Origin of the sequence: Desulfovibrio sp. X2 (assembly GCF_000422205.1) — a bacterium.
In the GTDB taxonomy this organism is placed as follows: Bacteria; Desulfobacterota; Desulfovibrionia; order Desulfovibrionales; family Desulfovibrionaceae; genus Alkalidesulfovibrio.
Genome location: NZ_ATHV01000013.1, coordinates 12,881 through 36,119, shown reverse-complemented (window position 1 = coordinate 36,119; position 23,239 = coordinate 12,881). Strand labels below are relative to the sequence as shown.

At 66.7% G+C, this 23,239-nt stretch carries 20 protein-coding genes; 9 read left to right on the top strand and 11 right to left on the bottom strand.

Going from position 1 to position 23,239, the window contains the following annotated elements; translation table 11 throughout:
* Positions 1-16: 16 nt before the first annotated feature.
* A complete protein-coding gene (locus DSX2_RS04680; protein WP_020879997.1) occupies positions 17-1,009 on the bottom strand; it encodes a TRAP transporter substrate-binding protein in 993 nt (330 codons plus the stop codon).
* A gap of 324 nt (positions 1,010-1,333) precedes the next feature.
* Here DSX2_RS04680 and DSX2_RS04675 point away from each other — a divergent pair, with 324 nt between their 5' ends.
* Positions 1,334-1,780: a universal stress protein gene (locus tag DSX2_RS04675; RefSeq protein ID WP_020879996.1), complete on the top strand. Its 447-nt coding sequence runs from the start codon at positions 1,334-1,336 to the stop codon at positions 1,778-1,780.
* Positions 1,781-2,200: 420 nt separating this feature from the next.
* A complete protein-coding gene (locus DSX2_RS04670) occupies positions 2,201-3,712 on the top strand; it encodes a DASS family sodium-coupled anion symporter (RefSeq protein ID WP_020879995.1) in 1,512 nt (503 codons plus the stop codon).
* Between the two features lie 222 nt (positions 3,713-3,934).
* Here the strand turns inward: DSX2_RS04670 and DSX2_RS04665 are convergent, their stop codons facing one another.
* From DSX2_RS04665 to DSX2_RS04645, 5 genes are all read right to left on the bottom strand, one after another.
* A complete protein-coding gene (locus tag DSX2_RS04665) occupies positions 3,935-5,173 on the bottom strand; it encodes an ABC transporter permease (RefSeq protein ID WP_020879994.1) in 1,239 nt (412 codons plus the stop codon).
* Positions 5,170-5,925: an ABC transporter ATP-binding protein gene (locus DSX2_RS04660; RefSeq protein WP_020879993.1), complete on the bottom strand. Its 756-nt coding sequence runs from the start codon at positions 5,923-5,925 to the stop codon at positions 5,170-5,172. The genes DSX2_RS04665 and DSX2_RS04660 overlap by 4 nt, the downstream gene beginning before the upstream one ends.
* A 16-nt stretch (positions 5,926-5,941) precedes the next feature.
* Positions 5,942-7,177, bottom strand: coding sequence for an efflux RND transporter periplasmic adaptor subunit (locus DSX2_RS04655; protein WP_020879992.1), 1,236 nt, complete (start codon positions 7,175-7,177; stop codon positions 5,942-5,944).
* Between the two features lie 29 nt (positions 7,178-7,206).
* Complete coding sequence (gene pgm, locus DSX2_RS04650; protein WP_020879991.1) at positions 7,207-8,859, bottom strand: phosphoglucomutase (alpha-D-glucose-1,6-bisphosphate-dependent); 1,653 nt, start codon at positions 8,857-8,859, stop codon at positions 7,207-7,209.
* 158 nt (positions 8,860-9,017) lie between these two features.
* Entirely contained in the window at positions 9,018-9,287 is a 270-nt protein-coding gene (locus DSX2_RS04645) for a hypothetical protein (RefSeq protein ID WP_020879990.1), read from the bottom strand.
* Between the two features lie 448 nt (positions 9,288-9,735).
* Here DSX2_RS04645 and DSX2_RS04640 point away from each other — a divergent pair, with 448 nt between their 5' ends.
* A complete protein-coding gene (locus DSX2_RS04640; protein ID WP_020879989.1) occupies positions 9,736-10,602 on the top strand; it encodes a class I SAM-dependent methyltransferase in 867 nt (288 codons plus the stop codon).
* Between the two features lie 149 nt (positions 10,603-10,751).
* Here DSX2_RS04640 and DSX2_RS04635 read toward each other — a convergent pair whose 3' ends face one another.
* Both DSX2_RS04635 and DSX2_RS04630 read right to left on the bottom strand, forming a co-directional pair.
* A complete protein-coding gene (locus DSX2_RS04635; protein WP_020879988.1) occupies positions 10,752-11,369 on the bottom strand; it encodes a LysE family translocator in 618 nt (205 codons plus the stop codon).
* Between the two features lie 68 nt (positions 11,370-11,437).
* On the bottom strand, positions 11,438-12,832 hold the full coding sequence (locus tag DSX2_RS04630) for a phosphomannomutase/phosphoglucomutase (RefSeq protein WP_020879987.1): 1,395 nt from the start codon (positions 12,830-12,832) through the stop codon (positions 11,438-11,440).
* 87 nt (positions 12,833-12,919) lie between these two features.
* On the opposite strand from DSX2_RS04630, the gene hflK reads away from it, so the two are divergent.
* Both hflK and hflC read left to right on the top strand, forming a co-directional pair.
* On the top strand, positions 12,920-13,999 hold the full coding sequence (gene hflK, locus DSX2_RS04625; RefSeq protein WP_052014688.1) for an FtsH protease activity modulator HflK: 1,080 nt from the start codon (positions 12,920-12,922) through the stop codon (positions 13,997-13,999).
* Complete coding sequence (gene hflC, locus DSX2_RS04620) at positions 13,996-14,853, top strand: protease modulator HflC (protein WP_020879985.1); 858 nt, start codon at positions 13,996-13,998, stop codon at positions 14,851-14,853. The genes hflK and hflC overlap by 4 nt, the downstream gene beginning before the upstream one ends.
* Before the next feature lie 120 nt (positions 14,854-14,973).
* Here hflC and DSX2_RS04615 read toward each other — a convergent pair whose 3' ends face one another.
* Entirely contained in the window at positions 14,974-15,786 is an 813-nt protein-coding gene (locus DSX2_RS04615; RefSeq protein WP_268870069.1) for a LexA family transcriptional regulator, read from the bottom strand.
* A gap of 239 nt (positions 15,787-16,025) precedes the next feature.
* Here DSX2_RS04615 and DSX2_RS04610 point away from each other — a divergent pair, with 239 nt between their 5' ends.
* Positions 16,026-16,709: a helix-turn-helix domain-containing protein gene (locus DSX2_RS04610; RefSeq protein WP_020879983.1), complete on the top strand. Its 684-nt coding sequence runs from the start codon at positions 16,026-16,028 to the stop codon at positions 16,707-16,709.
* A 4-nt stretch (positions 16,710-16,713) separates the two neighbouring features.
* Here the strand turns inward: DSX2_RS04610 and DSX2_RS04605 are convergent, their stop codons facing one another.
* The gene (locus tag DSX2_RS04605; protein ID WP_020879982.1) at positions 16,714-16,974 is read right to left on the bottom strand and encodes a helix-turn-helix transcriptional regulator; all 261 of its coding nucleotides are present in this window, start codon (positions 16,972-16,974) and stop codon (positions 16,714-16,716) included.
* A gap of 417 nt (positions 16,975-17,391) precedes the next feature.
* On the opposite strand from DSX2_RS04605, the gene DSX2_RS04600 reads away from it, so the two are divergent.
* The 3 genes from DSX2_RS04600 (at position 17,392) to DSX2_RS04590 (ending at position 20,007) form a co-directional block, all read left to right on the top strand.
* Entirely contained in the window at positions 17,392-18,075 is a 684-nt protein-coding gene (locus DSX2_RS04600) for a S24 family peptidase (protein ID WP_020879981.1), read from the top strand.
* Positions 18,076-18,205: 130 nt separating this feature from the next.
* Positions 18,206-19,054 (top strand): 3-methyl-2-oxobutanoate hydroxymethyltransferase, encoded by an 849-nt coding sequence (gene panB / locus DSX2_RS04595; RefSeq protein WP_020879980.1) that lies wholly within the window; start codon positions 18,206-18,208, stop codon positions 19,052-19,054.
* Positions 19,051-20,007: a hypothetical protein gene (locus tag DSX2_RS04590; protein WP_020879979.1), complete on the top strand. Its 957-nt coding sequence runs from the start codon at positions 19,051-19,053 to the stop codon at positions 20,005-20,007. The genes panB and DSX2_RS04590 overlap by 4 nt, the downstream gene beginning before the upstream one ends.
* Positions 20,008-20,591: 584 nt before the next feature.
* Here DSX2_RS04590 and DSX2_RS04585 read toward each other — a convergent pair.
* On the bottom strand, positions 20,592-22,940 hold the full coding sequence (locus tag DSX2_RS04585) for a GGDEF domain-containing protein (protein ID WP_020879978.1): 2,349 nt from the start codon (positions 22,938-22,940) through the stop codon (positions 20,592-20,594).
* Positions 22,941-23,239 lie beyond the last annotated feature (299 nt).

Below are 23,239 nucleotides of genomic sequence, written 5' to 3'. Positions count from 1 at the left end.
GTCTCGCCTGCCCGGACTACTTGTTGGACGCAACGGCGGCGTCGACCATGTCCTTGCCGATCTCGGACTCGAACTTCTTCCACACCGGCTTCATGATCTCGACCCACTGCTCGCGCTGCCCGGGCGTGAGGGTGATGATCTGGGAGCGGCCGGAATCGGCGATGTCCTGCCGGGCCTTGACCTGCAGGTCGCTCGAGATCTTGTTGCCATAGGTGATGGCCTCGTCCAGGCACTTCTCGAGCACGGTGCGGACGTCACCCGGCAGGCCGTTCCAGAACTCGGTGGAGGTCACGACCATGTAGTCGAGCAGGCCGTGGTTGGTCACGGTGATGTAGGGCTGCACCTCGTAGAACTTCTGGGTGTACATGTTGGACCAGGTGTTCTCCTGGCCGTCGATGGCCTTGGTCTGCAGCAGGGTGAAGACCTCGGAGAAAGGCTTCTTCACGGGCACGGCGTCCAGGGCGTCGAACTGCGCGGCGAGCACGTCCGAGCTCATGATGCGGAACTTGAGCCCCTTGGCGTCCTCGGGCACGCGCAGGGGCTTGTCCGAGCTCAGCTGCTTGAGGCCGTTGTGGATGTAGCCCAGCCCGAGGATGCCCTTGTCGGTCATGGAGTTCAGCAGCTCCTTGCCCTTGGCGCTCTTCTGGAACCTCTCCACGGCATCCATGTCCTTGAACAGGAAGGGCAGATCGAAGAGTTGCAGCTTCTTGGTGTATTTCTCGAACTTGGACAGGGCCGGAGCCGCCAGCTGGACGTCGCCCAGCAGCATGGCGGACATGACCTTGTCGTCATTGAAAAGCTGGGAGTTGGGGTAGACCTCGACCACGACCTTGCCGCCGAGCCGTTCCTTGACCAGATCCCGGAACTTGTTGGCCATCAGGCCCTTGGGGGTGTCCTCCGCCACGACGTGGGAGAACTTGATGACGATGGGTCCGGCCACGGCCGCGCCGGCCATGGCGCAGACCATGACGACCACGGCCAGCAGCTGCACGACTTTCCTGATGCTCATACTCCAGCCTCTCCTCGTTAAATGGTGAAACACGGATGAGGATTTTGACAGTATTTAAAAATCATAGCATATCTACCAAGTCAACTTGGGCCCGAGGTACTGTTTGATTATCCGAACAGTGTATGGCACTGTGCGCGCAAGATTCGCTCATTTACAGTTAGGCTACCGACATACTGATAAATTTTTAAAGATACAAAATTCACAAGAAGCCGATGTGAGATATTCACGCAACTGATGGACAGGCCACGATACGTTTCACATATGGCATTATACAATCTTAAATTATGTTCATAATAGAGACATGAAACAGAAAGGAACAGGCATATGATCAGCATTGAAAAGCCCCGCACAATCCTCTGCCCCATCGACTTCTCGCCGCCCATGGCCAAGATAGCGGGCTACGCCCGCATGCTGGCCGAGTGCTCGGGCGCCGAGGTCGTGGCCCTGTACGTGGCCCCGGCCATGAACCGCTACGCCAAGCTCTACGTGGCTCCCGACATGATCGGCTCGCTCGAGCAGGAGATCCGCGCGGGCGCCAAGGAGCAGCTGCACAAGGCCCTGGAAGAGCATTTCAAGGGCGTGTCCGCCACCGGCAGGGTGGTCATCGGCTATCCGCCCGAGGCCATCCTGGACGAGGCCGAGAAGTCCGGCGCGGACCTGATCGTCATGGGCACCCACGGACGCAAGGGCGCGGACCGCATCCTCTTCGGCTCCGTGGCCGAGAAGGTGGTCAAGACCTCGCCCGTCCCGGTCCTGACCGTGCGTCCCTAGCGCCCGGCCCCATTCCGGCACGACGACGCCCGGCCGCGCAGCTTGCGCGGCCGGGCGTTCTTTTTCTTATTATCCCCTCCGCCCCCCGGCGCTCTCCACAGACCGCCTTCCGGCAGCCTCCCACCCCCATGCCGCCACGGCCGACCGGGCGTCGCCCCCCTTCCAACCGCTTCTCTTCAGCCCTGTGCGGGGCATGCCGGAGACATGGTTCCGGGCACCGCCGGGGTGCGGACAAAATCGTATCTTTTTGACTGTTCGTGTCTGAAAATTAATTCACATTTTTTCAACACACACCCGCAAATCGCCGTACGGCGCGGCTATCCGGATGCATTGACCGGTACCTGACCACAGCGTAAGGCGCAAACATCCCGGAGTTATCCGGGGGCGTCGCCCCCAACAACCTTCACCAAGGAGTCGTTTATGGAAGGGTTTCCTCTCCAGAAACGGATAGGTCTGTTCCTGGGACCTGTCCTGTTCCTGCTGGTTCTCGCCCTGCCGTTACCGCAGGGCATGAGCCCGGCAGCGCTCAAGGTGGCAGCGACAACGCTTCTCATGGCCACGTGGTGGATAACCGAGGCGATCCCGATCCCGGCGACCGCCCTCATCCCCATCGTCCTCTTCCCGGCGCTCGGAGTCATGAAATCGAGCGCCTCGACGACTCCGTACGCCAACCATCTGATCTTCCTCTTCATGGGCGGCTTCTTCATCGCCGTGACCATGGAGAAATGGAACCTGCACCGCCGCGTGGCGCTGCACACCATCCAGCTCGTGGGCACCACGCCCTCGCGCGTGGTCCTCGGCTTCATGCTGGCCACCGGCTTCCTCTCCATGTGGGTCTCCAACACCGCAACGGCGATGATGATGGTGCCCATCGGCATCGCGGTCATCCAGCAGGTCACCGGCTTCTCGACGCACGACCTCCTGCAGGCCTGCCCCACCGAGTCGGCCGAGGCCAACTTCGGCAAGTGCCTGATGCTCGGCATCGCTTACGCGGCCAGCATCGGCGGCGTGGCCACGATCATCGGCACGCCTCCGAACACCGTCATGGTCGGCGTGGTGGACAAGGTCTACCACCAGAGCATCGGCTTCGCGCAGTGGATGTTCGTGGGCGTGCCGCTGGCCGCGATCATGATGGTCGCCACCTGGTGGCTGATGACCAGCTTCCTCTTCCCCATGCGCGGGCAGACGCTCGGCAAGGGCGAGGACGTCATCCGCGAGGAGATCTCCAAGCTCGGGCCCATGTCCAAGGCCGAGAAGTGGATCGTGGCCGTGGGCCTGACCGTGTGTACGATCTGGGTGACCATGGGCTTCATCAAGATCCCGCTCTTCAAGACCGTGTCCGACACCACCGTGGGCATGGCGGGCGCCCTGCTCCTGTTCTGCATCCCCATCGACACCAAGAAGGGCGTCTTCCTGCTCGACTGGAAGACGGCCGTGAAGATTCCCTGGGACGTGATCCTGCTCTTCGGCGGCGGCTTCGCCCTGGCGGGCGGCTTCGAGACCTCGGGCCTGGACAAGTTCGTGGGCGAGTTCCTGGTCGGCTTCAGCAGCCTCGGCCTGGTGGGCTTCTCCGCCCTGGTCATCGCCTGCGTCATCGCGCTCACCGAGGTCACCTCCAACACCGCGGTGGCCACCCTGATGATGCCCATCATGGCCAGCGCGGCCGTGGCCATCAAGGTCCACCCCTACGGTCCCATGTTCGCCGCCTGCCTTGCCTCCTCCATGGCCTTCATGCTGCCCGTGTCCACGCCGCCCAACGCCGTCGTCTTCGGCTCCGGCTGCGTGTCCATCCCGCAGATGGCCAAGACCGGCATGTGGATGAACCTCATCGCCATCATCCTGCTGACCGTCTTCACCGTGGCCGTCATGCCTCTGGTCTGGGGCATCGACATCCACAGCGTGCCCTCCTGGGCCGCCGGCATGACTCCCTAGAAGCGAGATTTTGCGCTCCCTTCCCCGTGGCGGCGGAAGACGAGACGCGAACGACATCCCAAGGGGGCCTTCGGGCCCCCTTTTTTTGGGTTGGGCGCCCAACCAAAAAGGGCGCCGACAGCCCACCGACGGCTGGTCGGAAGGACGGGTCGGGAAAACGGGCCGGAAGGACGGGTCGGAAAGACGGGTCGGAAAGACGGCCAGAAAGGGCGGACCGGGAGTTCAGCCCCGCAGGGCCTCGATGGGGTCGAGGGCGGCGGCGCGGCGCGCCGGGCGCAGGCCGAAGACGAGCCCGATGGCCACGGCCGAGCCGAGGGAGAGGACGAAGATCTTCCAGGACATGCGGATCTCGAGGATGTCCAGCCGCGCCAGGAGCTGGCCGAGAAGCAGCCCGAGCAGCTGGCCGAGGAGCGCGCCGATCACGGTCAGGATCACGGCCTCGCACAGGAACTGCAGCATGATGGCCCTGGCGGGCGCGCCGAAGGCCCGGCGGATGCCGATCTCCTGCGCGCGCTCGCTGACGCTCAGGTAGAAGAGGTTGGCCAGCACGAAGCCGCCCACGAGGATGGCCACGGCCGCGGTCACCCCGAGGAAGGCCACGAGCCCGCCGGTGATCACGGAGAGGAACTTCAGCACCTCGTCCGCGGTCAGGATGGTGAAGTCGTCCTTCTCGCCGGGGCCGAGGCGGTGGAGCTTGCGCAGGAAGGCGCGCAGGTTCTCCTTGTTGGCCTGCATGTCGCGCACGTCGAGGAACTTGATGCGGATGGCGCGGAAGAACTTGCGCTCCATGTCGAAGCGCTGCGCCAGGGTGGTCACCGGGGCCACCACGCGGTTGTCGATGTTCCGGCCCTGGCCCGTGGAGAAGCCCCGCTCCGCGAGCCTGCCCACGACCTGGAACGGCACGTCCCCGACCAGGATGGTGCGGCCGACGGGCGAGGCGTCGCCGAAGAGCAGGCGCGAGGCGTCCGTGCCGATGATCGCCACCTTGGCCGCCTCGTCCACGTCCTGGCGCGTCAGGTCCCGGCCCTCGGCCAGGGGCCAGTTCCAGGCGTGGGCGTAGTCCTCGGTGGAGCCCACGAGGAGGTCCGTGGTCGTGTTCCGGCTGCCCGCGCGAAGCGGCATGTTGCTGAGCGCCCGCAGCGGCACCACCAGATAGGCCCCGGGCAGGGACTGGCGCAGGCGGCGCACGTCCTCCCAGGTCATGGTGTACACGCGCTGCCCCACGGCACGGGTGAAGATGTCGCCGCCGAGCACGAAGGCCGCGTCCGGGCCGAAGGAATCGGTGATCTCCACGGCCTTGCGCTGCGCGCCGTCCACCGAGGCCACGATGATGGTCAGGGAGGCGATGCCGAGCCCGGTGGCCGCGATGACGAAGCAGGAGCGCAGGCGGAAGGCCCACAGGGCGTGCAGCGCCATGCCCGCCAGGCGCAGCAGGCGTCTGAGCCGGGCCGGGGCGGTCATGGGGATTCCCGCGCGGACGTCCCGTCCGGTTCTCGGGCGATGCGGCCGTCCACGACCACCACGCGGCGGCGGGCGTAGGCCGCGGTGGCCTCGTCGTGGGTCACCACGACCACGGTCTTGCCCTGGCCGTTGATGGCGGAGAGGAGCTCCATGATCTCCACGCTGGTGGCCGAGTCGAGCTGTCCGGTGGGTTCGTCCGCGAGCAGCAGCTCCGGGTCGTTGATCAGGGCGCGGGCCAGGGCCACGCGCTGCTGCTGCCCGCCCGAGAGCTGCGTGGGGCGGAAGTCCATGCGCTCGGCGAGCCCCACCTGGGCCAGCAGGGAGGCGGCCCGCTCGCGCACGGCGTGGGCCGGGGCCTCGGTGTAGAGGCCGGGGAGCATGACGTTGTCCAGGGCGCTGATGTACGGGATGAGGTAGAAGCTCTGGAAGACGAAGCCGATGAGCCTGCCGCGCGCCTCGCTCTGCGCGTCGTCGTCGAGCGCCGCCACGTCGCGCCCGGCAAGCTCGTAGCCGCCCGAGGTCGGCCGGTCGAGGAGCCCCAGGATGTGCAGCAGCGTGGACTTGCCCGAGCCGGACGGCCCCTGCAGGGCCACGAACTCGCCGCGCCCGATGGCCAGCGAGACGCCGCGCAGGACCTCGATGGCCAGGTCCGCCTGGCGGAAGGTCTTGCGCACGTCGGAAAGGCGCAGCAGCGCGGCGTCCGCCGCAGTCCTCGCCTGTCCGCTTTCCTGTACGCCCGCCTGTCCGCTCATGGGGCCTCCCGCCGCCCTACTTCGCCGTCCCGGAGAGCGCCGTGGAGGGCAGGACGATCTGCGTGGCCACCTTGTCGCCTTCCGAAAGGCCGGAGAGCACCTCGCTCGTCTCGATGCCCTGCAGCCCGAGCTCGGGCTGCACGCGGCGCACACCGCCGCCCGGCTCCTCGACGTAGACGTACTGCCTGTCGCCCACCCACTTGAGCGCGGTGTTGGGCAGGGCCAGCACGTCCTTCTTGACCTCGACGATGATCCGGCACTGCGTGGTCATCTCGGGCCTGAGCTTCTCCGCCTGCTCCGGGTCGAGCTTCACGATGGCCAGGTAGTAGACGATGTTGTCGCGCACCTCGGGCTCCGGGTAGACGCGGTCGATATTGCCGCGGAACACGGTCCCCGGGTAGGCGTCCACGGTGAATTCCACGGGCAGCCCCGGCTTCACGTGGCCCACGTCGGTCTCGTCCACGTAGATCCACATCTCCAGGCGCGTGGGGTCGAGCACGGTGATGATGTTCGAGACCTGAAGGCCCGAGACCACGGTCTCGCCCTCCTGGGCCGTGACCTGGGAGACGATGCCGGTGATGGGCGAGACGATGCGCTTGTAGGAGAGGCGGATGTCCACGGCCTCGAGCGCGGCCTGGTCCTGGCTCACGGCCTTGTGCGCCTTGATGAGCTCCTGGGTGAACTCCTCCTTGAGCCTGGCCGCCGTGGCCACGCGCGCGGCCACGCGGCTTCGCGCCGTGAGCGAGTTCTGCCGCGCCTGGTCGAGCACGTCCTGGGCCTGCAGCTCCTGCGCCACGAGCTTTTCCTGGCGCTCGAAGTTCTTGTCCGCGTAGTCCTGCTCGGCCTGGGCCTCGCGCAGCTGCGCCTCGGCCTCGGCAATCTGCAGCGGGTAGACCGTGCGCACCCGTTTCAGCTCGGCCTCGTCGCGCGCGAGCTTGGCCTCGGCCTCTATCTTCTCGGCCTTCTCCTCGCGCGAGTCGATGGAGGCGATGAGGTCGCCCTTGTTCACGTGGTCGCCGATCTTGACCAGCATGCTCTCGATGACGCCCGAGGAGCGCGCGCCGATCTTGACCTGCGCGCCGACCATGGCCTTGACGATGCCCGTGGCCTCCAGGACCTTGCGCACCGTGCCCCGGCCAAGCGTCTGCGTGGAGACGATCCTGACCGCGCCCTTGTCCCGCCCCCCGCGCAGGAGCAGCCAGGCGCCCCCGGCCAGGAGCAGGACGACGATGACCCAGACGAGCTTCTTCATGGCCCGCTTCCGCGCGGCAGGGCCGCGCCTCAGAGCCCCGCCGCGGCGAAGACGCCGGAGACCAGGGTCTGCGCCTCTTGCTGCAGCAGCTTCAGGTGGTCGGCCCCTTTGAAGCTCTCCGCGTATATCTTGTAGATGTCCTCGGTGCCCGAGGGGCGCGCCGCGAACCAGCCGTTCTCCGTGACCACCTTGAGCCCGCCGATGGGCGCGTCGCCCTCGGGCGAGCGGGTCAGCACCCGCATGATGGGCTCGCCCGCGAGCTCCCTGGCCGTGACGCTCTCGGGCGACATGGCAGTGAGCGCCTTCTTCTGGGCCAGGTTGGCCGGGGCCTGGATGCGCTCGTACAGCGGCGCGCCGAACATCCCCGTCAGCCGCGCGTAGTGCTCGGCCGGGTCGCGCCCGGTGACCGCCATGATCTCCATGGCCAGCAGGCAGAGCAGCGGGCCGTCCTTGTCCGTGGTCCAGACCGTGCCGTCGCGGCGCAGGAACGAGGCGCCAGCGCTCTCCTCGCCGCCGAAGCCGTAGCCGCCGGAAAGCAGCCCGTCCACGAACCACTTGAAGCCCACCGGCACCTCGGCCAGCCCGCGGCCGAGGTGCGCGGCCACGCGGTCGATCATGGACGAGGAGACAAGGGTCTTGCCGATCCTGGCCGCCGGGCTCCAGCCCGGGCGGTGGCCGAAGAGGTAGTCGATGGCCACGGCCAGATAGTGGTTGGGGTTCATGAGCCCGGCCCCGCGCGTGACGATGCCGTGGCGGTCCGCGTCCGGGTCGTTGCCGAGCGCCAGGTCGAAGTGCTCCTTCATCTCCAGCAGCCCGGCCATGGCGTAGGGCGAGGAGCAGTCCATGCGCAGCTTGCCGTCGCCGTCCACGCGCATGAAGCCGAAGGTCGGGTCCACGGCGGTGTTCACGATCTCGAGGTCAAGGCCGTAGAATTCGGACACGGCCAGCCAGTGCTCGATGGACGAGCCGCCGAGCGGGTCCACGCCGACCTTGAGCTTCGCGCCCTTGACCGCGTCCATGTCGATGGCCGAGGCCAAGTCGCGCACGTAGGGCATGACCAGGTCCCCGGGATGGGTGGTCGCGGCCGAAAGCGCCTTGGCCCAGGGCACGCGCTTCACGTCCTTGCAGCCCGCGGCCAGCAGCTCGTTGGCCCGGGCCTCGATCCACTTGGTCACGCCGGTGTCCGCCGGGCCGCCCTCGGGCGGATTGTACTTGAAGCCGCCGTCCTCGGGCGGGTTGTGCGAGGGCGTGATGACCACGCCGTCCGCCCTGGCCTTGGCGGCGTCGCTGTTGTGCGTGAGGATGGCGTGGGAGACCACGGGCGTGGGCGTGAAGCCGAGCCCCTCCTGGATGACGGTCTGCACGCCGTTGGCCGCGAAGACTTCCAGGGCGGTCATGCGCGCGGGCTCGGACAGGGCGTGGGTGTCCGCGCCCATGTAGAGCGGCCCGGCGATGCCCTTGGAGGCGCGGTAGTCGCACACGGCCTGGGCCACGGCCAGGATGTGCCGCTCGTTGAAGGAGCGGGAGAACGCGGAGCCGCGGTGCCCCGAAGTGCCGAAGGCGACGCGCTGCTCCACCTCGCCCGGGTCAGGGGTCTCCTCGTAATAGGCCGCGATCAGGCGCGGAACGTTGACCAGTATATCGCGCGGCGCGGGCTTGCCGGCCAGGGCATCGACAGGCATGGGGGCTCCTTGTGGTTGGCACGAAACGGGTTCATGCAGTGTACCAGCCCCGGCCCATTTGGCAAGGTGTCGAAGCGTCCCCGTGTTGCCGGCCTTTCACGCCGGTAACACGGGGGCGCTTCGAGGAAAGCCTAGTCCGAAAGCTGCCCCCTCCCGCGCTACTTTTCGCTGACCGCCAGCATGCCCGCGGCGCAGGCGAGGATGGCTGAGGTGACGCGGCCCTGGACGTGGGCGAGGCCGCGCTTGCGCAGCCAACGGAAGGCTTTGGCGCCGAACAGGGCGTAGGCGGTGGCGCTGCTGCCCTGGATGACGAAGAAGCTCGCGGCCAGGATCAGGAAGTCGCGCGTGTAGTGCGCGGGACTGTCGAAGCCTCTTCGCGGTCGGCAATGCGGGCTTTCCCCGCCGATCAGCCCCGGCCCGTTCTGCAAGGTTGCAGCGCGGCCCCCTGCTGCCGGTGCGAAAGCGGCGGCGCGAGCGGTATTCCCGCAGTCTCTCCTCCAAGACGCAGAATTTCCGCGTGCCGGGGCGGGGCGTGATGCGCCGATATATTCGGGTCTTGCAGCAGGCGTGCTCTTGCGCCCATCCTTCCGTTTTTCGCGGCTTTCAACACGACTTCCGCACAACGGCGCACACGACAAGCGCGGACATCCTCCGTCGCCCTGGAATCTTTCCTTCCCCTGGCCTCACGGGCCGGAAGGCGCCCACCACGATGTGGACAGCCCCACGGCCAGCATGTAGTCATCCCTTAATAATCACGGCGCGCAGCACCGTGCGGACTCTGCCCGGCTCGGAACGCACGCCTGCTGGGGCAGGCTTCATCCCCGGGCCTGTCCGTTCCGGCCCAAGGCGTTTCACGCAGGAGACAAGCCAGGTATCATGAAAGATCTCCCCCTTGAAAAAATCGCCGCCCTCCAGCAACGCGGTGCGCTGCTTTTCATCGACGACCCGTACCCCTTCCAGCCGACGCAGCGCTGGGGATACGGCAAGCCTGCCCACCCCGAGCTCACGAGCCTCCTGCGCGCGCAGCACGAAAACTACCTGTCGTTCCTCGACATGCTCGTCTCCCTGGCGCCGCATTTCGCCGCCATACCGCTCGATGCGCCCGAGGAATCCGCCGAGCCGCGCTGGAACAACACCTGGCTACCGATCCTGGACGGCATGAGCATCTACACGACCGTGGCGACGCACAAGCCGCGCCGGTTCATCGAAGTGGGGTCGGGAAACTCCACGAAATTCGCCGCCAGAGCCATCCGCGACCACGGCCTGCAGACGCAGATATTTTCCATCGACCCCACTCCGCGAAGCGAGATCGACGGGCTTTGCCACCGCAGCCTGCGGCTTTCCCTCGAAACGCTGGACAGCTCGTTCTTCAGGCAGACAACGGCGGAGGACGTCGTCTTCGTGGACTGCAGCCATCGCGCAATGCAGAACTCCGACGCCACGGTCTTCTTTCTCGAGGTGCTCCCCAAGCTGCCGGTCGGCTGCCGCATCGGCATCCACGACATCTTCCTGCCCTGGGACTATCCCCCCGGGTGGGAGAAGCGGTACTACAATGAGCAGTACCTCCTGGCCTGCGCCCTGCTCTTCGGTTCAGGCGCCTTCGAGGTCCAGCTGCCCTCCTACTACGTCTCGATCACGCCCGAGTTCGACGCGCCCCTGGCCCCGCTTCGGAAGCTGCCCTGGATGCAGGAGGGCCGCCCGGTGATGGGCGGCATCTTCTGGATGCGAAAACGCTCGGCGTGACGGATCTCCGCCGGCGGGAAGGCCGGGGCGAACCCCTCGCATGTCTTCCCCGGCCTCTCTCCCGATACCGGGGCCAGAGGACGACGCTCCAGGACCGCGTTTCGCGCTGAACGCGCGCCGGTAGCCCCTGTCCTCTGCCCGCGCCCGCGCTACTTCTCGCTGACCGCCAGCATGCCCGCGGCGCAGGCGAGGATGGCCGAGGTGACGCGGCCCTGGACGTGGGCGAGGCCGCGCTCGCGCAGCCAACGGAAGGCTTTGGCGCCGAACAGGGCGTAGGCGGTGGCGCTGCTGCCCTGGATGACGAAGAAGCTCGCGGCCAGGATCAGGAAGTCGCGCGTGTAGTGCGCGGGGTCGATGAAGTGGGGGAAGAGGACCGTGAAGACCAGCACGGACTTGGGGTTGGACATGCCGGTGGCGTAGCCGAGGCAGAACTGCCTGAAGAGCGGTGTCCTGCGCCGCTCCCCGGCCGCGCAGGCGGAAAGCGGCGGCTTGCGCCAGTTCTTGACCGCCAGCACCACCAGATAGACCACGCCGATCCACTTGACGGCGTTGAAGACCAGGCTCGAGCCCTGCACGACGACGCCGAGCCCGAGATAGACGACGGCCATCTGCGTCAGGTAGGCGCACGACCCGCCCGCGATGGCGGGCACGGTGCGCGCGAAGCCGTTGCGCAGGCTCGAGGACATGGAGAACATGGTCATGGGCCCCGGCGTGTACGCGATGGCCGTCATGATGAGAAGATAGGCGAACCACGTATCGGACGGCATCCTCTGCCCTCGTGAAAGACGTTCGGGGTGGAATGTTCCCCGCAAAATGGGCGCGCTTCGCGCCGCGCCTACTGCGCCGCCGTCCCCGCGGCCATCGCGGCCTTCATTTCCTCGAGCCAGGAAAGCACCGCGCCCTCGACCTCGGCGCGGATGCGGGCAAGTCCCGCCTCGCTCTCGGACTCGAAGCGCATGACCAGCACGTCCTGGGTGTTGGAGGCGCGCACCAGGGCCCAGCCGTCCGGGAAGTCGATGCGGATGCCGTCGAGGTCCGTGGCCGGGTACTTCTCGCGGAAATGGGCCACGGCGCGGGCGACGAGGGGGAACTTCACCGGCTCCGGCACCTGCATGCGGATCTCCGGCGTGGAGAAGGTCTGCGGCCAGTCGGCCAGGAATTGCGAGACCGGAACCTCGGCCGCGGAGAGTATCTCGCAGAAGCGGGCCGCGGAGTAGAGCGCGTCGTCGAAGCCGAAGAAGCGCTGGCGATAGAACATGTGCCCGCTCATCTCGCCCGCGAAGGCCGCGCCGGTCTCGGCCAGCTTGGCCTTCATCAGCGAGTGGCCCGTGGCCGACATGAGCGGCTCGCCGCCGTGGGCCGCGACGTCGCGGAAGAGGCGGTGCGAGCACTTCACGTCGCCGATGATCATGGCGCCCGGCTCCTCGGCCAGGATCTGGCGCGAGAGGACGGCGGCCAGCTCGTCGCCGGGCATGAGGCGGCCCTGCTCGTCCGCCACCGCGATGCGGTCGCCGTCGCCGTCCAGGCCGATGCCCGCCGCGGCGCCCGTCTCGCGCACCCTGGCGGCGCAGTCCGCCATGTTCTCGGGCAGGGTCGGGTCCGGATGGTGGTTCGGGAAGTCGCCGTCCGGCTCGGTGTAGAGCTCCACCACCTCGGCCCCGAGCTCGCGCAGCAGGCGCGCGGCCACGAGGCCGCCCGCGCCGTTGCCGCCGTCGAGCACGACCTTCACCGGCCGCGCAAGACGGCAGAGCCCGGCCAGGGTCTCCACGTAGGCGGGCACGATGTCGTGGCGCGAGACCACGCCCCGGCCGTCGACGAAGGCCTCCTCCTCCATGAGGCGTCGGATCTCCTGGATCTCGCCGCCGTAGATGGTGGAGGCACCGGCCCAGACCTTGAAGCCGTTGTACTCGGGCGGGTTGTGGCTGGCCGTGACCATGATCCCGGCGGGTATCTTCAGATGCACGCAGGCGAAGTAGAAGACCGGCGTGGGCACCATGTCCAGGACCACGACGTCCACGCCCGAGGCCGAAAGGCCGCGCGCGCAGGCCGCCATGTAGGCGGGCGAGGAGTGGCGGGCGTCGTGGCCGAGGCAGGCGCGGGAGAGGCCGCGGGCGCGGAAATAGGCGCCGCAGGCACGGGCGAGCCCCTCGACCCGGGCTTCGTCGAAATCCCTGTCCACCACGCCGCGGATGTCGTAGGCCTTGAACACGTCCGGATTGATGCGAGGCATGAACGCTCCTTCTGAATGCCGACGCCCCGGAAGCGTTCCGGGGCGGATGTCCTTGACCTGCGGGGCCAAGGCGCTTATGCGGGTACCATGAATTGGGACTGGGATAAACTGCAAGAAAAGCGCCGCCGTACCCAGGGACCGTCCATGCCGGACATGGACAACCTTGGAGAAAAATTCAAGAAATTTCAAAACATGCACTTCGCCGGGGGGGGCGGGAAGTGGATCGTCCTGGCCGTGGTCCTGTTGTGGCTGGCCAGCGGCATCTACATCGTCGAGCCCGACGAAGTCGGCGTGGTGCAACGCTTCGGCGCTTTCGAGCGCATCACCACCGCCGGCCCCCATTACCACCTGCCCTTTCCGATCGAATCCGTGCAGACGCCCAAGGTCACCGAGATCAGGCGCATGGAGATCGGCTTCCGCTCCTCCGCGAGCGGGATCATGGATTCCAGCTCGGTGCGCTCCATCCCCGAGGAATCGCTGATGCTCACGGGCGACGAGAACATCGTCAACGTGCAGTTCATCGTGCAGTACCAGATCAAGGATCCGGTCGATTTCCTCTTCAACCTCACGCAGCAGTCCGACACCGTGAAGAACGCGGCCGAGGCGGCCATGCGCGAGGTCATCGGCAAGAACACCATCGACAGCGTGCTGACCACGGACAAGCTGGAGATCCAGCAGAGCGCCATGACGCTCCTGCAGGAGACCCTCGACCGCTACGTGGCGGGCATCCGCATCATCGCCGTGCAGCTGCAGGACGTCTACCCGCCCGACGAGGTGGTGGACGCCTTCAAGGACGTGGCCTCGGCGCGCGAGGACAAGAGCCGCTTCATCAACGAGGCGGACGCCTACCGCAACGACGTCATGCCCAAGGCGCGCGGCCGGGCCGCGGCCATCATCAACGAGGCCCAGGCCTACAAGCAGTCCAAGATCCTGAAGTCCCAGGGCGACGCGTCGCGCTTCACGGCCATCCTCGGCGAGTACCAGAAGGCCAAGGACATCACCAAAAAGCGCCTCTACCTGGAGACCATGGAAGAGATACTGAGCAACCCGGACGTGGAGAAGACCATCCTGCCCGAGCAGACGGCGTCGCGGACCCTGCCCTTCCTGCCGCTCACGGAATCCGGCCGGGCCAAGGCCCGCGCCAAGACCGGGGAGGCCGGAAAATGAACCGCAAGCCCATGATCCTCATCGTCGCCCTGGCGGCCGTCTTCATCCTCGCGCAGCAGTGCCTCTACGAGGTCAACCAGACCGAGAAGGCCATCGTGCTGCAGCTCGGCAAGCCCCTGCCCGGGGTGCGCGGCCCGGGGCTGCACGTCAAGCTGCCCTTCGTCCAGAACGTGGTCTTCTTCGACACGCGCCTGCTCGACTACGATTCCAAGCCCTCCGAGGTCATCACCAAGGACAAGAAGGCCCTGGTGCTGGACAACTACACCAAGTGGCGCATCGTGGAGCCCCTGCAGTTCTACCGCACGGTGCGCACCATCCCGCGCGCCCTGTCCAGGCTCGACGACATCGTCTACTCCGAGATGCGCCAGGCGCTCGGCCAGTACGAGCTCGGCGACATCGTCTCGCAGAAGCGGGCCGACATCATGCACCAGGTGACCGAGTCGTCCAACAAGCTGGTCCACGAGTACGGCATCGAGGTCCTGGACGTGCGTATCAAGGGCACGGACCTGCCGCCCGAGAACGAGCGGGCCATCTTCGGCCGCATGCGCGCCGAGCGTGAGCGCCAGGCCAAGCAGTACCGCTCCGAGGGCATGGAGGAATCGACCAAGATCAAGGCCGCCACGGACAAGGAGAAGGCCATCATCCTGGCCGAGGCCGAGAAGCAGGGCGAGATCCTGCGCGGCGAGGGCGACGCCGAGGCCACGCGCATCTACGCCGAGGCCCTTTCCAAGGGGCCGGACTTCTACGAGTTCCAGCGCAGCCTCGAGGCCTACCGCAACAGCTTCAAGTCCGACACGCGCGTGGTCCTCACGCCGGACAGCCCCTTCCTGAAATACATGGCCCAGCCGCGCTAGCCCGGCGGGCGGGCACGATAAACGACGAAGCCCCGGGACCTCACGGTCCCGGGGCTTCGTCGTCTCCGGCCCCTGCGGCGGGGTCCGGTGTGCCGCGGGAAGCAGCCTGCGGGGTGCGGGTCAGGCGATCTCGCGGCCGGTCCACAGGACGCGCGCCAGGATGCGGACCTCCTTGCAGGGCCAGCCCACCTCGCGCGCGGGGAAGGAAGGATTCTCGGAGAGCAGGAGCAGTTTGCCGGGCAACCGGTCCAGCCGTTTGACCACTATCTCCTCGCCGAAGGCCAGGGCATAGACGTTGCCGGGCACGATCTCGACCTGCGAGCGGTCGAGCAGCAGCAGGCTGCGCTGGGCGATGAGCGGCTCCATGTGGGTGCCGTGCATCTCCATGACCGCCATGGAGAGGATGTCCCCCTTGGCCGCGAGCCAGAAGTGCTGGAACGCGATGCCGGGCCGGACCTCGTCCTGCTCGAAGAGGGCCGAACCCGGGAGCAGGCGGGGCCGCACGCGGGGCAGGATCACGAGCTGCCCGGCCTCGTGCTCGGTCTCGGGCTTGAAGCCGCCGTACTCCTGGGCCTCGCGGCCGCAGTCGCCGTTGCCGCCCAGGGGCTTGGCGTATCCGTCCAATCCGATGATGGTCGGCGGCGCAGCCAGGGGCTCCTCGCCGGGCAGACGCATCTCTCCCTGACCGAAGAGCAGCCAGTCCAGCGAGACGCAGCGCGCCTCGGAGACGTGCATGAGCCAGTTGAGCGGGACCTGACGGCGCTTGCGCGCAGCCGATACTGCCTGGTGCTTGATGCCGAGCGCCTTGGCCAGTTCGGACGCGTTGTCCACCTCAAGGGCATGCATGAGCCTCTTGAGGCGCTCCTCGAAATTCGCGTCTCCCTGCGCCCCATATGGGAAGAATGGTTCCTTCAACGACACCGTCCGCGTCATGCTGTTGGTTTCGGGCATGCCCAATCTCTCCGTTTACCAGCCGGATCGAAGTATAATCAACAGAATAATACTATTTTGAGCATATTCAAAGCTCTTTTGCCTGACTTATCCTTGGCGTTCCCCGGCACCCAACCCGCCGTGTTGTGGCGGACAATTTATGAAAATTCAAGTTGCATAGGACTTCATATCTCATTACGATATGTTGACTTGTTTTGATGGATACCCGCGGAGGATCAGGGATGAATTTACCACGCGAGGCCTTACGGGACGCCGGGCAGTTCGAGGAAGTCTATGCTCGGGTCATGCAGGCCGCCGGGGCCGAAACCCAGATGGATCTGGCCAGACGCCTCGGAATCAGGCAATCCAGCGTTTCGGACGCCAAGAAGAAACGCCGAGTCCCCTCGTCCTGGGTTCTCTCCCTGTGCATCGAGTCGGGCTGGAATCCGCGCTGGCTGCTGACCGGCGAGCCGCCCCGGCGCCTGGTGGCCGGAGGCAAGGTGAGTCGCGAGAAGATCGCCGAGGAATCCGGAGAACTGATGATCGTGGCGGTGCATTCGCCCGAGATCTGCAGGATAGGGCAGGAATGGGTCTCGCCCGAGATATCCCGCATCTGCATCCCCGTGGGCTACGACTGCCCGGGGCTCCTGGTCCTTCCCGCGGGCGAGGGGGGGTTCGAGCCGCACATCAGGCGTGGCGCCTACGTGGGCATAGAGACGGCGCGGGCGAGCGTGGCGGACGGCGACATCTACGCCGTGCTCCTACCCGAGGCCGGGCTGGTCTTCCGCCGCGTCTTCCTGGACATAGGCCGCGAGGCCCTGCAACTGCGGGGGGAGGACAAGGACGCCCCCCTGCTGACCATCCCCCTGGGACAGAAGGACGCGCGGCTCGTGGGCCGCGTGGCCTGGACGCTGCAGCGGCTCTAGCCGCCTAGTTCCTGTTCTTGGCCGGCCTGCCCGGACCGCGCGTGCCCGGAGGAGGAAGCAGATGGGGCGGCACCCCGAGTTCGACGAGCTGCCGGATGCGCTCTCCGGGCTTGCGCTGTCCTTTGAAAATGCGCGTGATCATGGAAGGATGTATCTCCAGGGCGTCGGCCAGATCGCGCTGGCTGAGCCCCCGCATGGCAAGCCACGTCTTCAGCCTGCGGATCCTCTCTATCTCCTCTCTCGCCAATTTCACTCGACGCGCCATGTTCGGCCCTCCCGGACAAGGTTGCGATTTGTCCCGGTAATCTATGCTCTGCAGCCAAACAAGTAAACCTATAGGTCCACTTTTTCGACTTATCCTGCAAAATTATAATCCGGCGACACACTCTGAAACGATTTGCGCGTTGCAACATTCTTTGAATTCGCTTAGGGGCTATAGAAGAGGAAAAGGATTTCGCCCGCGCCAGGCCGGACACCGTGCGCAGGCATTTCCAGCGGCCCCGGACAGCACCCAAAAGGGGAGTGGCCATTTCCATACAAATTTAGTAGGAGTTCCCTCCGGCAATGGGAAACCCGTGCCTGCAGACAGGAATTGACTGAAAGTCTGTTCAGGTGATACGGTCATAACCTGCTTGCCAAACAGAAGAAATAGATTATAGTTTTTGTAAATGCGAGGACACATATGAACTTCGACGACGTTCTTGAACGGATCAAGAAGGCCACCGGCGCGCGGACCCAGGTGGAGCTGGCCAACATCCTGGCCATCCGCCAGTCCAGCATCTCCGACGCCAAGCGCCGCAATTCCGTGCCTGCCGACTGGTACCTCAAGCTCTACCGCAGCCACGGCCTGAACCCCGATTGGCTGGCGGACGGCATCGACCCCATGTACCTCAAGCCCGGCATGGCCGAATCCTCGGCCAACTTCCAGGGCGTGACCGAGACCAGCGCCACCTACGGCAAGACGCCGTCGCGCTCCCGCGTGGTCAACGTCTCCAGCATGGCCGGAATCGTCACCGAGAAGGGCGCCTGGCAGCCCGACTACGTGAGCCAGCTGGCCATCCCCGAGACTTTCTACAAGCCCACCATCCTGGTCGTGCGCGTGGACGGGGCGGGCATGGAGCCGCTCATCCGCCGCGCCGGCTACGTGGGCATGGACACGGAAAAGACCCGCGTCCGCTCCGGCGAGGTCTACGGCATCCACGTGCCGCACGAGGGCCTGGTGCTCAAGCGCGTCTACTTCGACGCCGACAACAACCGCTTCCTGCTGCGCAGCGAGAACGCCGAGCACCCGGAGCAGACCATCCCGGCCAAGAACGCCGAGGACAAGATCCTCGGCCGCGTGGTCTGGGTGCTCCAGGAGTTCTAGGCCTCCTTCACTCCCCGCGCCCCTTCCGGGCGGTCCGGCGACAGCCGGGCCGCCCGTTTTTCGTGCGCACTTTTCATGCGCCCGAAGCTGGGGTAGAAGGACCCTCCCCATCCACCACAGGAGGATCGCCATGCCGGGCAGACTGACCGCCCCCGACATCCGGGCCATGAAAGGCCGCGCGCGCATCGTCGTGCTCACCGCGTACGACGCCTGCTCCGCCCAGCTCGCCGAGCGCGGCGGGGCCGACGTGCTGCTCGTGGGAGACTCGCTGGGCATGGTCGTGCTCGGCCACGACGACACCCTCTCCGTGACCATGGACGACATGGTCCTGCACAGCCGCTCCGTCTCCCGCGCGGCCACCCGCGCCCTGGTCGTGGCGGATATGCCCTTCGGCTCCTACCACGAGGACGTCCCCCAGGCCGTGCGCAACGCCGTGCGCCTGATGGCAGAGGGCGGAGCCCGCGCCGTCAAGGTCGAAGGCGCCGCCCACCTGCCCGCCGTCAAGGCCATGATCGCCGCGGGCGTGCCGGTCATGGGGCACCTCGGCCTCACGCCGCAGCGCGTGGCCGAGCTCGGCGGCTACAAGGTCCAGGGCCGCACCGCCGACGCCGCGGACGCCATCCTCAGGGAGGCGGCGAGCCTGGCCGAGGCGGGCTGCTTCGCCCTGGTCCTGGAATGCGTCCCCTCGCCCGTGGCCGAACGCATAAGCGCCGCCCTGCCCATCCCCACCATCGGCATCGGCGCGGGACCCTCCTGCGACGGGCAGGTCCTCGTCTTCCACGACGTGCTCGGCCTCTACGACCGCTTCACGCCCCGCTTCGTCAAACGCTACGCCGAGCTCGGCACGCTCGCCGCAAACGCCCTCTCGGCCTACGCCGCCGACGTGCGCAGCGGCGCCTTCCCCGCGCCCGAGCACGGCTACGACATGTCCGAGGAGGAGCTGGACCGCCTCTACGGCGGCTCCACGCGCGGCAAATGAACCCGCACATTCTCTGGGAGGCCCTCGTCTGGCCGCTCGTCCGCCTGGTGGCGGCCATCTCCGCGGGCCTCATCGTGGGCAACCTCATCGAGGCCCTCAACTGGACCCGGGCCATGGCCCGCGTCGCCTCCCCGCTCATCCGCATGGCCAGGCTCAAGGACATCGCGGGCGCGAGCTTCTCCATGGCCTTCTTCTCCGGCATCACCGCCAACACCATGCTCGCCGAGGCCCACGAGCGGGGCGAGCTCTCACGCCACGAGCTCATCCTGGCCAACCTCTTCAACGCCCTGCCCACCTACCTGCTGCACCTGCCCACAGTCTATTTCCTGACCCTGCCCTACATAGGCAACGCAGCCGCGGTCTACGTCGGCCTCTCCGTGGGCTCGGCCGCCCTGCGCACCATCTTCATCATCGCCCTGGGCCGGGCCACCCTGCCCCCCCTGGACGAGGGCTGCGTGGTCTGCCGCCTGGAGCAGGGAGGGTTCAAGGGCTTCGGCAAGGCCTTCGCCCTGGCCGTCAAACGCTTCAAGCGCCGCCTGCCCCAGGTCGTGTACATCACCGTGCCGGTCTACGTGGCCTTCCACTACGCCGCCCAGTACGGCTTCTTCACCTGGCTCGAGAACTACCTCTCCGTGAACGCCTCGTTCCTCTCCTGGCTGCCGCCCAAGGCCGTCTCCATCATCGTCTTCCAGATGGCCTCCCAGTTCACCGCGGGCCTCGCGGCCGCGGGCGCGCTGCTGCAGTCCCACAGCCTGCCGCCCCACGACGTGGTCATGGCGCTCCTCGTGGGCAACATCCTCTCCTCTCCCGTGCGCGCCATACGCCACCAGTTCCCGTACTACGCGGGCATCTTCAAGCCTGGCATGGCCATGCGCCTCATCGTCTACAACCAGCTCCTGCGCGTCCTCGGACTCGTCATCGTCACCGTGGGCTACTGGTTCTGGATCCACTAGACCCGAGCCCAGGAAGCGAAGATGCCTCCGGCGGCCAGAGGGGGGCTGCGCGCCCCCCTCTGGACTCCCCCTGCGCCAGGCTGAGCCTGGACCCCTTTCGCGACAGACCCGCGGATCATTCGACGAGACGCCGCCTGGGCGTGCCTGGCCGCAAAAACGAATCGGGCGGTATTTCGTCTTCGCGCGCCAAGGCGCGCGAAGACGAAATACCGCCCGAAGTTGCCGTCGGGGAGTGACCTCCCCGACCCCCTCCGTCTTCACACGAAAAATCTTCCTTGAACCTCTTCCTCTCTCCTTTGCCGGGGGCCTTCAGAGGCGCTCGCCGTTCTCGGCGCGGGCAAAGGAGATGGTGGAGGACCGGATTTTTCGCCGTCCGGCGAAAAATCCGGTCCGGTCTTCCGACCGCGCCGCGCGCACGAGACCCACATCACGGCCCCTCACGCCCAGGCCGCCCGTGTCCTTTCCCGGGCGTACCGCGTGCGAAGGGGTCCAGGCTCAGCCTGGCGCAGGAGAGTCCAGAGAGGGGCGCGTAGCCCCTCTCTGGCCGCCGGAGGCTCTTGTTTTTCCTTTCCCGTCCGCCTCGTCTACGCGCAGGCGCAGCCGCAGTCGGCCTCGCCGTCGCCCACGGGACCGCGGCGGTCGCGGGCGAAGGAGTTGCCGGGCAGGGATTTGACGTATTTCTTCATTTCGGCGGCGCGGTTGCCGATGGCGGAGAGGGTGCAGGCCCCGGCGCAGTCGACCACGGCCAGGGAGACGGAGACGAGGGGGAAGGAGGCGATTTCGCCGTTGCGGTCCTTGGCGATGATGGAGCCGCGATTGCGGACCTCCTCGCAGTAGCAGCCGCGCACCTGGCGGCCGAAGCAGCGGACGATGCCGCGGCAGATGCGCTCGGCACGTTCCTGGGAGCAGATGAGCACGAAGTCGTCGCCGCCCACGTGTCCCACGAAGTCCTCGCCGGGCACGCCGTGGCGCTTGACGGCCCAGGACATGATCTTGGCCAGGAGCAGGAGCACGTTGTCGCCGTCCTTGAAGCCGTAGGTGTCGTTGTAGACCTTGAAGTTGTCGAGGTCGGCGTAGACGATGCTGAAGGGCAGGCCCGCCTGGCTGCGGCGTTCGAGCTCGGTCTCGATGGCCACGTTGCCGGGGAACCCGGTGAGGGGGTTGGCGCCCTTGGCCATCTCGACCTGGACGGCGGCCAGGGTGTCGAGGATCTTCTGCACGGAGACGATGCCCGCGAGGCGTCCGGCCTCGGTGACCACGATGTGGTCGTAGATCTTGTACTTGTCGCGGTTCATGGAGGCCTTGGCGACGTTCTCCACGGGCTCTCCGCCCTCCACGATCATGGCCGAGGCGTCCATGATGCGGGTGATCTCGCGGTGGAAATAGAGCGACATGCCGTAGCGCGTGGACAGGGCGCGGTCGAGGTGGTGGCTCATGACCAGGCCCACGGGGCGGCCCTCCTCGGCCACGACCACGGCGCTGATCGGCTCCTTGCCCTGGAGCAGCTCCTTGACCTCGCTGACCTTGGTGGCGGCGGGCACGTCGTAGGCCTTCTCGGCCAGCTCGCGCACGGGGATGGAGCATTTGAGCTCCTTCCTGATGGTCTCGCCGATGGAGGCGCGCCCCGCGGGCAGGGGGTTCTCCGGGACGGGCTTGGGGAAGGCGGGCACGTGGAGGAAGTAGCCCTGGCCGTAGTGCACGCCGAGTCCCATGAGGCAGCGCAGTTCGGTCTCGGTCTCGATGCCTTCGGCGATGAGGCGGCAGCCGATCTTCTCGGCGAAGGCGACGAAGGTCTCGATGAGGGCGCGCTTGACCGGGTTCTTGTCGATCTCCCGGATGAGGGACATGTCCACCTTGATGTAGTCGGGTCGGAGCTCGGCGATGGTCCACAGGCCGGAGTAGCCGGTGCCCACGTCGTCCACGGCCACCTGGAAGCCCTGGTTGCGGTAGTGCTCCAGGGTGCGGTGGAAGAGGGTGAAGTCGCGGATGGAGTGGCGCTCGGTGATCTCGAAGACCACGTTGGAGGGGCCGAGGCCGCACTGGCTCAGGAGCTTCAGGGTCTCGCCGGTGGAGAAGCTCGGGTCGACCAGGGTGCGGGGGTGGATGTTGAGGAAGATCTTCTGTCCGGGCGCGACCGGGCCGATCTTGGTGATGGCGGCCTCGCGGCAGACCTTTTCCAGGGCGAAGAGCTGGCCGACCTCCTCGGCGAAGTCGAAGAGCACGGAGGGGCTCTGGAAGTAGGTGTCGGCCGGGCCGCGCGTCAGGGCCTCCCAGGCCAGGATCTCGCTGGTGCGGAAGTCGACGATGGGCTGGTAGACCACGCGCAGCATGGAGGAGCCGAGTATCTCGCGGAACTCGGCGAGGAGCGAGAGGGTGCTCGTGTCGAGCTCGCCCCGGGCCACGTGCTGGGCGTCGCACAGGGCGCTGTACAGGGAGTGCTCGAGCGGGTGCATGCCGAGCTGGCAGATGAGGGCGCAGCCCGCGGCCACGTCCAGGGTCTGTCCGGTGAGCTTGAGGGAGGTGCCCTTGAGTCCGGCCTTGAGCTTCAGGCGGATGCCCGCGGTGATGTCCTGCAGTTCGGGCACGGGGTTGTCGGTCCGCGCGCACAGGACCATGACCTTGCCCTCGGAGAGGCGCTCCACGTAGGTGAAGGCGCAGGGGCAGTACTCGCGGGTCAGGGTGCTCACCTCGCGGCTCATGGCCTCGAGGATGACGGCGGTGATGTCGCTGCCGAAGAGGTTGGAGAAGACGAGGAAGTTCTTGATCTCGAAGAGGAGCAGGCAGAGGCTGCCGCCCTGTCCCAGGTGCTCCTCTATCCGGTTGCGTTCGGAGAGGCTCAGGAAACCGAAGGAATAGGGCAACTCCCCCTGCTGGCGCCCGTTGCGTCTGAGCCTGCTCGTGGCCGCAAATCCCTGGAAGATGTCCATGACCATGCGACTCTCGTTGGCGTCCCGGTTCCGAGCCGGACGGTGGCGGTGAAAAATGGACAGTGAATTCCCCCTCATGCGATTCGGACCGAGTCCGGAGACTTTTGTGGGTATGCGCGCGAGGTCACACATCCGTGGGAGGTCGGTGACGATTCCGTGACGAATCCGGCGCGTGGTGGAGACGCCGCCCCGGCGCGGCGCCGGGGCCGGTCCCGCGCGCGGCAGAGTCCGGAAAAACGTGCGTCCGTCTTTCGTCCCCCTCCCGATCCGGCGCGCGGCCGCATGCGCAATACAGAATTGATATA

What these genes read in the sequence shown, in the direction of transcription:
- DSX2_RS04680 (WP_020879997.1), bottom strand. Translation starts at nt 1,009, where the DNA reads ATGAGCATCAGGAAAGTCGTGCAGCTGCTGGCCGTGGTCGTCATGGTC.
- DSX2_RS04675 (WP_020879996.1), top strand. Translation starts at nt 1,334, where the DNA reads ATGATCAGCATTGAAAAGCCCCGCACAATCCTCTGCCCCATCGACTTC.
- DSX2_RS04670 (WP_020879995.1), top strand. Translation starts at nt 2,201, where the DNA reads ATGGAAGGGTTTCCTCTCCAGAAACGGATAGGTCTGTTCCTGGGACCT.
- DSX2_RS04665 (WP_020879994.1), bottom strand. Translation starts at nt 5,173, where the DNA reads ATGACCGCCCCGGCCCGGCTCAGACGCCTGCTGCGCCTGGCGGGCATG.
- DSX2_RS04660 (WP_020879993.1), bottom strand. Translation starts at nt 5,925, where the DNA reads ATGAGCGGACAGGCGGGCGTACAGGAAAGCGGACAGGCGAGGACTGCG.
- DSX2_RS04655 (WP_020879992.1), bottom strand. Translation starts at nt 7,177, where the DNA reads ATGAAGAAGCTCGTCTGGGTCATCGTCGTCCTGCTCCTGGCCGGGGGC.
- pgm (WP_020879991.1), bottom strand. Translation starts at nt 8,859, where the DNA reads ATGCCTGTCGATGCCCTGGCCGGCAAGCCCGCGCCGCGCGATATACTG.
- DSX2_RS04640 (WP_020879989.1), top strand. Translation starts at nt 9,736, where the DNA reads ATGAAAGATCTCCCCCTTGAAAAAATCGCCGCCCTCCAGCAACGCGGT.
- DSX2_RS04635 (WP_020879988.1), bottom strand. Translation starts at nt 11,369, where the DNA reads ATGCCGTCCGATACGTGGTTCGCCTATCTTCTCATCATGACGGCCATC.
- DSX2_RS04630 (WP_020879987.1), bottom strand. Translation starts at nt 12,832, where the DNA reads ATGCCTCGCATCAATCCGGACGTGTTCAAGGCCTACGACATCCGCGGC.
- hflK (WP_052014688.1), top strand. Translation starts at nt 12,920, where the DNA reads ATGAATTGGGACTGGGATAAACTGCAAGAAAAGCGCCGCCGTACCCAG.
- hflC (WP_020879985.1), top strand. Translation starts at nt 13,996, where the DNA reads ATGAACCGCAAGCCCATGATCCTCATCGTCGCCCTGGCGGCCGTCTTC.
- DSX2_RS04615 (WP_268870069.1), bottom strand. Translation starts at nt 15,786, where the DNA reads ATGACGCGGACGGTGTCGTTGAAGGAACCATTCTTCCCATATGGGGCG.
- DSX2_RS04610 (WP_020879983.1), top strand. Translation starts at nt 16,026, where the DNA reads ATGAATTTACCACGCGAGGCCTTACGGGACGCCGGGCAGTTCGAGGAA.
- DSX2_RS04605 (WP_020879982.1), bottom strand. Translation starts at nt 16,974, where the DNA reads ATGGCGCGTCGAGTGAAATTGGCGAGAGAGGAGATAGAGAGGATCCGC.
- DSX2_RS04600 (WP_020879981.1), top strand. Translation starts at nt 17,392, where the DNA reads ATGAACTTCGACGACGTTCTTGAACGGATCAAGAAGGCCACCGGCGCG.
- panB (WP_020879980.1), top strand. Translation starts at nt 18,206, where the DNA reads ATGCCGGGCAGACTGACCGCCCCCGACATCCGGGCCATGAAAGGCCGC.
- DSX2_RS04590 (WP_020879979.1), top strand. Translation starts at nt 19,051, where the DNA reads ATGAACCCGCACATTCTCTGGGAGGCCCTCGTCTGGCCGCTCGTCCGC.
- DSX2_RS04585 (WP_020879978.1), bottom strand. Translation starts at nt 22,940, where the DNA reads ATGGTCATGGACATCTTCCAGGGATTTGCGGCCACGAGCAGGCTCAGA.